Below are 7,546 nucleotides of genomic sequence, written 5' to 3'. Positions count from 1 at the left end.
AGGGTGGTTCATCAGCCAGCCATCAACAGTAAGGTTTGGCTCGCATATCAAAAGTTCTTTAGCCGCCTCTTGCGCTTCAACTTCTCTACCTAGGAAATGTAGGGAGGCTGTCTTTACCCTTAACGTTGAACTGTGCCTTCTATTTTCCTTTAGAGAACTTTCAGCATACTCCAACGCTAACTCGTACTGTTGATCTGCCGCTAGGGCTGTTGCAGTTAAAGACTCAAAATAATACTTTTGAGGATCAAGTGGAGACAATGAGCAGGCCCTTTTAGTAAAGGAAACAGCTTTCATTCCTTCATCACGAAATGCGTGCATGGTTCCCTTGAGCAACCAAGCCAAAGCATCATTAGGGTTTAGTTCTGTTGCTCTATCAAATCGACGTTCTGCAGCATCAAATTCTTTTAACAAATTACTATGTACTAAACCATCAGCAGCTAAAGAAAATGAACAGTCAGGATCTAAATCTAAGGCTTTAGCTGTACAATCCCTTGCGATCTGGCTGTCCTTTTTAAGATCACTACTCCACCCCTGATGAACAGACAGAACATACCACTTACCCAACCAAGCATAGAGAGACGCATGATTGGGTGATTTGCGGATAATTTCTTCAATCAATGGTCTGGCCTTGGCGAAACTTGCAAGCTTTAACCTGTGCATCAACGCAACGCCTGAAACCAGTAATGCGTGGCTGGCCACTTCTGGTAGCGGCTTGCTCGTCGCCAACTCAATAGACGTCGATAGAATGGACTGCCCAATCTGGCGAGAGATATCAGCGACAATTTCCTGCCCACCATTGAGAAAATCTGACATCTTTGCAGAAAACTGCCGCGACCAGATAATACGACCACTATCTGCATCCAGAAAATCAGCATCCAGATGAAAGCTATCCCCTGACAAACGGTAGCTGCCGTGAATAACGTATTCTACATTCAAGGCACGTCGGACATCTGCCAAATTTAAAAGGCGCATATTCAGATTACGACATGACAGATGGGAAATAACGTCGATCAACTGCGATCTTGAAAGGGCGCGCGAAACTTCTTCGGCCAGCATATCCCCCAGCACATTTTCACCGTCCCGTTTGAAACTTTGCAAAAAGGGAAGAACAGCGACAGCTGGCAAAATGCCGGTTTTATCCGACGGATTAAAAAACTCTAACGCAGAACTTAGCTGAGGGCGGTTACTTCGTTGTTCATTTACCCATGATGTAAAGCCACCTTCGGCAATTTCCAAGCCTTCCAGAAACTCACCTTCGGCGGATGTGCCAATCAGCTCAACCAGATCGTGATTAAGACCAATATTATCATGAGAAACAACAAACAGGCTGTCAAAGTCGGGGCCAATCGCCCGTTTCAAATCGCTCAATCCCCGGCGCAAACTTGCGCGACCCAATTCCACCCCCGATAACGACCACAGTTTATCCTGTAGCCACGAACGTGTTCGGGTCATATCCGGCGCCATTGCCAACAGCGCAATCATTGCCCGTAGTTTTGTACTACGTACATTGAGCTTGCTACCATCAGACCACTCAGCACTAAAGGTGCCGTAAAGCCGCAGTTTAAGTGTTTTTGCTGCCGGGTTATTTTGCATTTTTATACCCAGACCCTATCCCTATATCAGAAGCATCAGACCGATGCCTCTAAATTACCCTTTTAAGTTCACAGAGATTACCACTTGTAGAGAAAGTTAAAAAACCTTTTACGTTTTTTTCACGCTTTTTGGACGCTACCTCACCTCATAACTGCTTCATAATACACTATATAAAAAATTCAATTCTAGATTGGCGGATTAAAACTTGATCAAAGCTCATTATAACCTTTGCGATCAAAGCCTCACCGAGAGGCAAACATAGGCTATATAAAGCAAATACTTAATAAAACAGAATAGGAAATAAAAGTGTGACCGGACGTCATAAACCGACCCCACAAATAGTACCCGATCAGGACACTCTCAAGCCAAGAGACCTCAGTGATTTTTGCCAGAAGTGGAATGACCTGAAGATACACGCAAGCGACGAACAACTGGAAACTGCCAAGCTTTCACCAGAAAGCCGCGAAGTCATTTCTTGGCTAACCATCCTTGCTGATAAAGTTTGCCATACCGAAGATTTTTAATTCTCTAACGAGACACTCTTTGAAATACTGAGATCAAAGACCTTTAATTCTGCGTTCGCGCCAGAAAGAATAAAGGCCAGTGATAATCAACAGGCTACAACCAACGACGGTTGCCGTATCCGGTGGTTCATCAAAGACAAAATAGCCGACCAACAGCGCCCAGACCATCACGGTATAGCGAAAAGGGGCAACAAAGGCGACTTCGCCCACGCGCATTGCCCGGATCAGGGTGATATGAACCAGCATGATGAAAAAAGCCGCCCCCATCAAAAGTCCGATTGTATCGCCCGTGACTTCTTTCCATTCCATGGTCGGCAATAACAAAGCACAAACAAGCGTAACCGATACCATTGTTACAAAGGCCACGAACAGGGATGGTAGGCCCGACGATATCTTTCGCGTCGCCAGATCCCGTATCGCGACCGATAACATCGACGCAAGCGCCCACAGCGAATAGACGCTAAAGCCATCGGTTCCCGGTTGAACAATAATCAGAACGCCAACAAAGCCCAGTGCAATGCCGCCATAGCGTCGCCACCCCACCGTTTCGCCCAAAAAGACCGCTGCCCCCAAAGTGATCACTAGGGGTAATGCCTGTAAAATCGCCGTTACATTGGCAACGGGCATATTGAAAAGGGCCATAAAGTAACAAAGGGATGCACCAATTTCACCGATCACCCGGATTATCAACACCTTGGCATCCTGCCCGCTTAAAGAAATAAATAGTTCCTTGCGGTACCAGGCAAAGCCCCCCAGAACCAGCGCCGCACAACACCCACGGAGAAAAATCGCCTGAAACAAGGTCAGATCAAAAGAAACAAGCTTCATCAGCGTCACGTTACCAATAAAGGCTGCCATCCCAAGAGACATCAACAAAGCCCCGCGCAGGTTTCCCTTAGCGCCGCGATCACCTTGGTCCGTGGTTTCAGCTATTGCAGCATCAAGCGCAATTGTCTCGGCAACAATATTCTTCCCAACAGCTTTATCAGGCTCGTTCTCATCACCTGATGTTTTACAGCTTGTCTGATCTGCTTTCTTGCTTGGCCCGCTCAATTAAACTTTCCCCTCACCCCAATAACTTATCGGTTACGCCTATCGATTAATCAACTCTTCGGCCTTTTCCAGATCCTTTATCTTTTCCGGCCAGATGGTTTGCTCCGCATCATCATCATCTTGGGGCGATTTTGTGTCTTGCCCACCTTGGGCTTCAGCCCGCTTTTTTAGCTTGTTTTCACGATAGAAGGTATAGACACCCGTAATGACCAGAATAAGACTACCGACAATTGTCCAGAAATCGGGTATATCCCCAAAAACAACAATCCCGAGCAAGATCGCCCAAAGCAAAATTGTATAGCGGAAGGGGGATACAAAAGCGGTCTCGCCCCGGCGCATGGCGATAATAACACTCAGATAACCAACCATGACAAAACAGCCAGCACCGGTCAGGTACCCTAGGGAAATCGCCTGAACTGGTTGCCATCCTGATGTGGGCAGCAAGACCCCAGCCGTCAGGGTTAAAAAGATAGAGGTCAACAAGGCAACGTAGATTGAAGGAACCGCGTTAGAGACCTTCTTGGTCGCAAGGTCACGCATGACAATGAAAGCCACCGCAGCCAGGGCCCAGAAGGAATAAGCGTTAAAACCCTCTGCCCCCGGTCGGACAATGATCAAAACACCAATAAAACCAACCGCAATCGCGGAATAACGCCGCCACCCCACGGTTTCACCCAAAAAGAGTGCCGCCCCCAAAGTAACAGCCAATGGCAAAGCCTGTAGAATTGCCGTTGAGTTGGCAATCGGCATGTTAAACAAAGCCGTCAAATAACAGAGCGTGGCCCCGACTTCACCAAAAATTCGAAAGGCCAGAACTTTTCTGTCCGCGATTGAAACCGAATGAAACAGTGCCTTGGTTCGCCAGGCAATAAGCCCCAGAAACAACGTCGTAAAAAGTCCGCGCAGAAAAATTGTCTGAAACAAAGACAGATCAGCCGAAGCCAGCTTCATCAAAGCATCATTGAAAACAAACGCCGCCTGACTGACCACCATAAAGGCCGCACCCTTAAAGTTCTCTCGCGGGTCAACCCCTGCATTTTCAATGTTTGCAGACGGACCACTATTCCCGGAAATGTGATTCTTTGGGGCCATAGGCTTGTTCCAGTTTTGATAAGTATTAAACCATAGAGCAAGGTTTAGATTTTAATTGCAAGCAGGATTGTAGAAAATATTCATTTTGTAAAAATAGGATCGTTCTTGAAAGGTATCCCCCCTGATTTCATATATATGACAGCCACATGGAAAGGCACGACATGACAGAATACCTCTGCGTCACTTGCGGTACCCAGTACCCAGAACTGAATTCAGATCCAAAAGCCCCGCCAACACACTGTCCGATCTGTGAGGATGAACGTCAGTACGTCCCTGAAACAGGGCAAAAATGGATAACATCCTCTCAATTGAAGGCCCGACACAGCCTAAAGCGTACGGAACATTTTCCCGGTTTACATAGCTTTGAAATAACCCCACGCGCAGCGATTGGTCAGCGTGCTTTTTTCATAGAAACGCCCCATGGCAATATTCTGTGGGATTGCCTTGCCATTCTGGATCAACCAACAATGGACTGGATCAAAAGCCGGGGTGGACTTACGGCTATCGCAATCTCACATCCACATTATTACACAGCGATGAGCGATTGGAGTGATGCTTTTGATCATCCCTCTATTTACCTTCATCATAATGATGCGCAATGGGTTCAAAAACCTCATCCCGCCATTAATCATTGGACAGGAAACAGTTTAACATTGAACCCTGATGTTACCCTGATTAAATGCGGCGGTCACTTCGCGGGCGGCACCGTTCTTCACTGGCGACATAACAAAGGCTTTCTTTTTACCGGGGACATCATGCAGGTTGTCGCGGACCGTAAACACGTCAGCTTCATGCGCAGCTATCCAAACTATATTCCATTGCCTGCCAGCAAGGTGCGAGAAATTGGAAATTCAGTTGCCGATTTCGATTTTGACACCGTACATGGCGCCTTTGAGGGCCGGACAATTGGTAAAGACGGAAAGCACGCGGTGGAACGTTCGGTCACTCGTTATATCAACGCCTTAACAGACGAGTTAGTCTAACGCACAACATCCAATTCCCAGTATGGGTGATCTCCGCCAATTTTTTCAACGAGGTAGTCGATAAAAACCCTGACCTTGGCGGGAAGATGACGACGTTCAGGAAAAACCGCATATATAATTTGGCTGGGTAATTTGTAGTCGGGTAATAACGGCACCAAACGTCCAGCACTAATGTCAGCGCTGGCAATAAAGGTCGGAAGACGTGCAATGCCGACACCTGCGATAAGGGCTTCACGAAGAGCTTCTGAATTATTAACCTGATAACTGCCTGTTACATCCAGATTAATAACATCCCCATTATTTGTTTCCTCAAACCGCCAGGTGTGGTTTTTACTGGCATAGGCATATTGTAAACAATTATGTTCCTGTAAATCATGTGGGTGTTTTGGCGTACCATGCTTTTTCAGATAACTAGGCGCAGCACACAAAAGATTATGGCAAGGCGCAAGTTTTCGCGCAATTAAGGCACTGTCTTCCAAAGCTCGTACCCTGATAGCCAGATCAAAGCCGCCTTCGACCATATCAACAACCCGATCATCCATGACCATATCAACACCGACACCAGGATAAGTGGCAAGAAAGCCGGGGACAAGCGGGGCAATGTGCAAGCGGCCAAAAGACATTGGCGTATTGATCCTCAATCGCCCCTGTGGTGCCCCCTGTAACTGAGCCACCGCATCTTCAGCATCCTGCGCCGCAGCCAAAGACTGGATCGCATGAGCAAAATACTGCTCTCCGGCTTCACTAAGACTTAATTTGCGCGTTGAACGGTGCAGCAGCTGTACACCCAAGTGGGCTTCAAGTTGGGAAATGCGTTTACTCACCGCCGATTTTGTCACCCCAAGACGCCGAGCAGCAGCGGCAAAGCTCCCCTCTTCAACCACTGCCACGAAGACGGGTATCGCATTCATACTTTCCATTCGTTCTCCTGATACCCAGCCAAGGCAGCAATAACTGTCAACTTTTTCTCACCTATTAGTTTCCATTTATAGCAATTATATCCCCTGAAGAAACTCCCTATTTTAGAATCAAACACACAAAAGCTTTATTCAACATCACGTAAGATAACAAAAGGAGAGTCCCATGGTACGGTTTGAACACGCTAATTTGGTTGTCACTGATTTAGCAGCGACCCTGGATTTTATCAAAACTGCCTTTCCCAAATGGATCGTCCGCGGCCAAGGTGAAATGGCATGGAAGGGAAAGCCCCGTCGCTGGTTACATGTGGGGGACGATGCCACCTACATCACACTGAACGATAACGGCGAAGGTGAAAACCGCGAACTATCGGGGCATAACCCCGGCCTCGCTCATCTCGGTTTTGAAGTTGATGACGTCGAGGGCATTATCGAACGCCTTCAGAACAAGGGCTTTGAAATCGACATTCTGGGCGGAGACCATCCATTTCGCAAGACGGTCTATTTTGTCGATCCCGAAGGTTTCCAATTCGAATTTATCCAATATTACAGCGATGATCCTGCTGAACGAAACCTCTATGACACGCCTTAAGTACCCTGAATAAGATCAAAAATAATTATTAAAATCGGCCCCTGCCCACACCAACAGCAAAAGAGAAAAGAATGACAAGCCTCGTATTAAAAACACCTTTGTCGAATACAAAAATCTCGACATTAGAAGCCACCAATCTGATCACCAACTTGTATCAAGCTGTGGATGAAAAAAGCACATCGAAACTGAGTACCTTTCTGGCTGATGATCTTCGGTTTCAGCTTGGTAATTTTGATCCTGTACGGGGCAAGAAAGCCGTACTTGAAGCGAATGATAATTTCTTTCAGATAATTGATACAATGACCCATAGAATTGATAGCATATGGGCACAGGGCGATGATATTATCTGCAAGGGCGAAGTGCATTACAAACGGCTGGACCAAAGTGAACTCTCACTTCCCTTTGCAACGGTTTTAGAAATAAAAAACAGTCTTATTCAGGATTATCAGGTTTATGTTGATGTAACCCCGCTCTAACCCCATGGGATATTGCTTGTTCCATAATATTTGGCTTCAGAAGTATTTGCTCTGGCAGATATATATTCACTGATATAGTTGTTTTTATGGAGAGCCCATTCATTTATCCGGCTCTCCATTTTATTGCCCGGTCACCAGATATCTGGCAAATATAGAAAACCTATAATATAAGTGCGTGTGGGCGTTCCCTATACTGGCTAACCATCAAACCCTAGTCAGTTAAAGAGAATAATCGAACACACCCACTTACCTTTTTATCTTCACTCTAAGATCAGCTTTCTTCTTGCGTCCTATAGTTTTTTAACTTCTTATCTGT

General features: G+C 46.3%; 8 protein-coding genes. 4 read left to right on the top strand and 4 right to left on the bottom strand.

What is annotated here, in order from left to right; translation table 11 throughout:
* The coding region (locus Q0241_RS08045; RefSeq protein WP_299375769.1) for a hypothetical protein at nucleotides 1-1,593 on the bottom strand (1,593 nt) is incomplete at its 3' end.
* A gap of 308 nt (nucleotides 1,594-1,901) precedes the next feature.
* Here Q0241_RS08045 and Q0241_RS08040 point away from each other — a divergent pair.
* A complete protein-coding gene (locus tag Q0241_RS08040; RefSeq protein WP_299375766.1) occupies nucleotides 1,902-2,117 on the top strand; it encodes a hypothetical protein in 216 nt (71 codons plus the stop codon).
* A 33-nt stretch (nucleotides 2,118-2,150) separates the two neighbouring features.
* Here the strand turns inward: Q0241_RS08040 and Q0241_RS08035 are convergent, their stop codons facing one another.
* Nucleotides 2,151-3,170, bottom strand: a complete 1,020-nt coding sequence (locus Q0241_RS08035) for a DMT family transporter (protein WP_299375763.1) — start codon at nucleotides 3,168-3,170, stop codon at nucleotides 2,151-2,153.
* 39 nt (nucleotides 3,171-3,209) lie between these two features.
* On the bottom strand, nucleotides 3,210-4,262 hold the full coding sequence (locus tag Q0241_RS08030) for a DMT family transporter (protein WP_299375761.1): 1,053 nt from the start codon (nucleotides 4,260-4,262) through the stop codon (nucleotides 3,210-3,212).
* A 161-nt stretch (nucleotides 4,263-4,423) separates the two neighbouring features.
* Between Q0241_RS08030 and Q0241_RS08025 the strand changes: the two genes are divergently transcribed.
* Nucleotides 4,424-5,245, top strand: a complete 822-nt coding sequence (locus tag Q0241_RS08025) for an MBL fold metallo-hydrolase (RefSeq protein WP_299375758.1) — start codon at nucleotides 4,424-4,426, stop codon at nucleotides 5,243-5,245.
* On the opposite strand, the gene Q0241_RS08020 is transcribed toward Q0241_RS08025, so the two are convergent.
* A complete protein-coding gene (locus Q0241_RS08020; RefSeq protein WP_299375755.1) occupies nucleotides 5,242-6,165 on the bottom strand; it encodes a LysR family transcriptional regulator in 924 nt (307 codons plus the stop codon). The two genes, Q0241_RS08025 and Q0241_RS08020, sit on opposite strands and share 4 nt — an antisense overlap.
* 163 nt (nucleotides 6,166-6,328) lie before the next feature.
* On the opposite strand from Q0241_RS08020, the gene Q0241_RS08015 reads away from it, so the two are divergent.
* Nucleotides 6,329-6,754 carry a VOC family protein gene (locus Q0241_RS08015; RefSeq protein ID WP_299375752.1) on the top strand — a complete coding sequence of 142 codons (426 nt, stop codon included), beginning with the start codon at nucleotides 6,329-6,331 and terminating at the stop codon, nucleotides 6,752-6,754.
* Nucleotides 6,755-6,825: 71 nt separating this feature from the next.
* Nucleotides 6,826-7,230: a nuclear transport factor 2 family protein gene (locus tag Q0241_RS08010; protein ID WP_299375749.1), complete on the top strand. Its 405-nt coding sequence runs from the start codon at nucleotides 6,826-6,828 to the stop codon at nucleotides 7,228-7,230.
* Nucleotides 7,231-7,546 lie beyond the last annotated feature (316 nt).

The sequence above is a fragment of the uncultured Kiloniella sp. genome (genome assembly GCF_937128705.1).
In the GTDB taxonomy this organism is placed as follows: domain Bacteria; phylum Pseudomonadota; class Alphaproteobacteria; order Kiloniellales; family Kiloniellaceae; genus Kiloniella.
Note: the sequence above shows the minus strand (reverse complement) of the source record. Positions and strands in the feature narration are given on the sequence as shown.

Excerpts from the sequence above, each read along its gene's own strand:
- Q0241_RS08030 (WP_299375761.1), bottom strand. The coding sequence starts at position 4,262 with ATGGCCCCAAAGAATCACATTTCCGGGAATAGTGGTCCGTCTGCAAAC.
- Q0241_RS08020 (WP_299375755.1), bottom strand. The coding sequence starts at position 6,165 with ATGGAAAGTATGAATGCGATACCCGTCTTCGTGGCAGTGGTTGAAGAG.
- Q0241_RS08025 (WP_299375758.1), top strand. The coding sequence starts at position 4,424 with ATGACAGAATACCTCTGCGTCACTTGCGGTACCCAGTACCCAGAACTG.
- Q0241_RS08010 (WP_299375749.1), top strand. The coding sequence starts at position 6,826 with ATGACAAGCCTCGTATTAAAAACACCTTTGTCGAATACAAAAATCTCG.
- Q0241_RS08015 (WP_299375752.1), top strand. The coding sequence starts at position 6,329 with ATGGTACGGTTTGAACACGCTAATTTGGTTGTCACTGATTTAGCAGCG.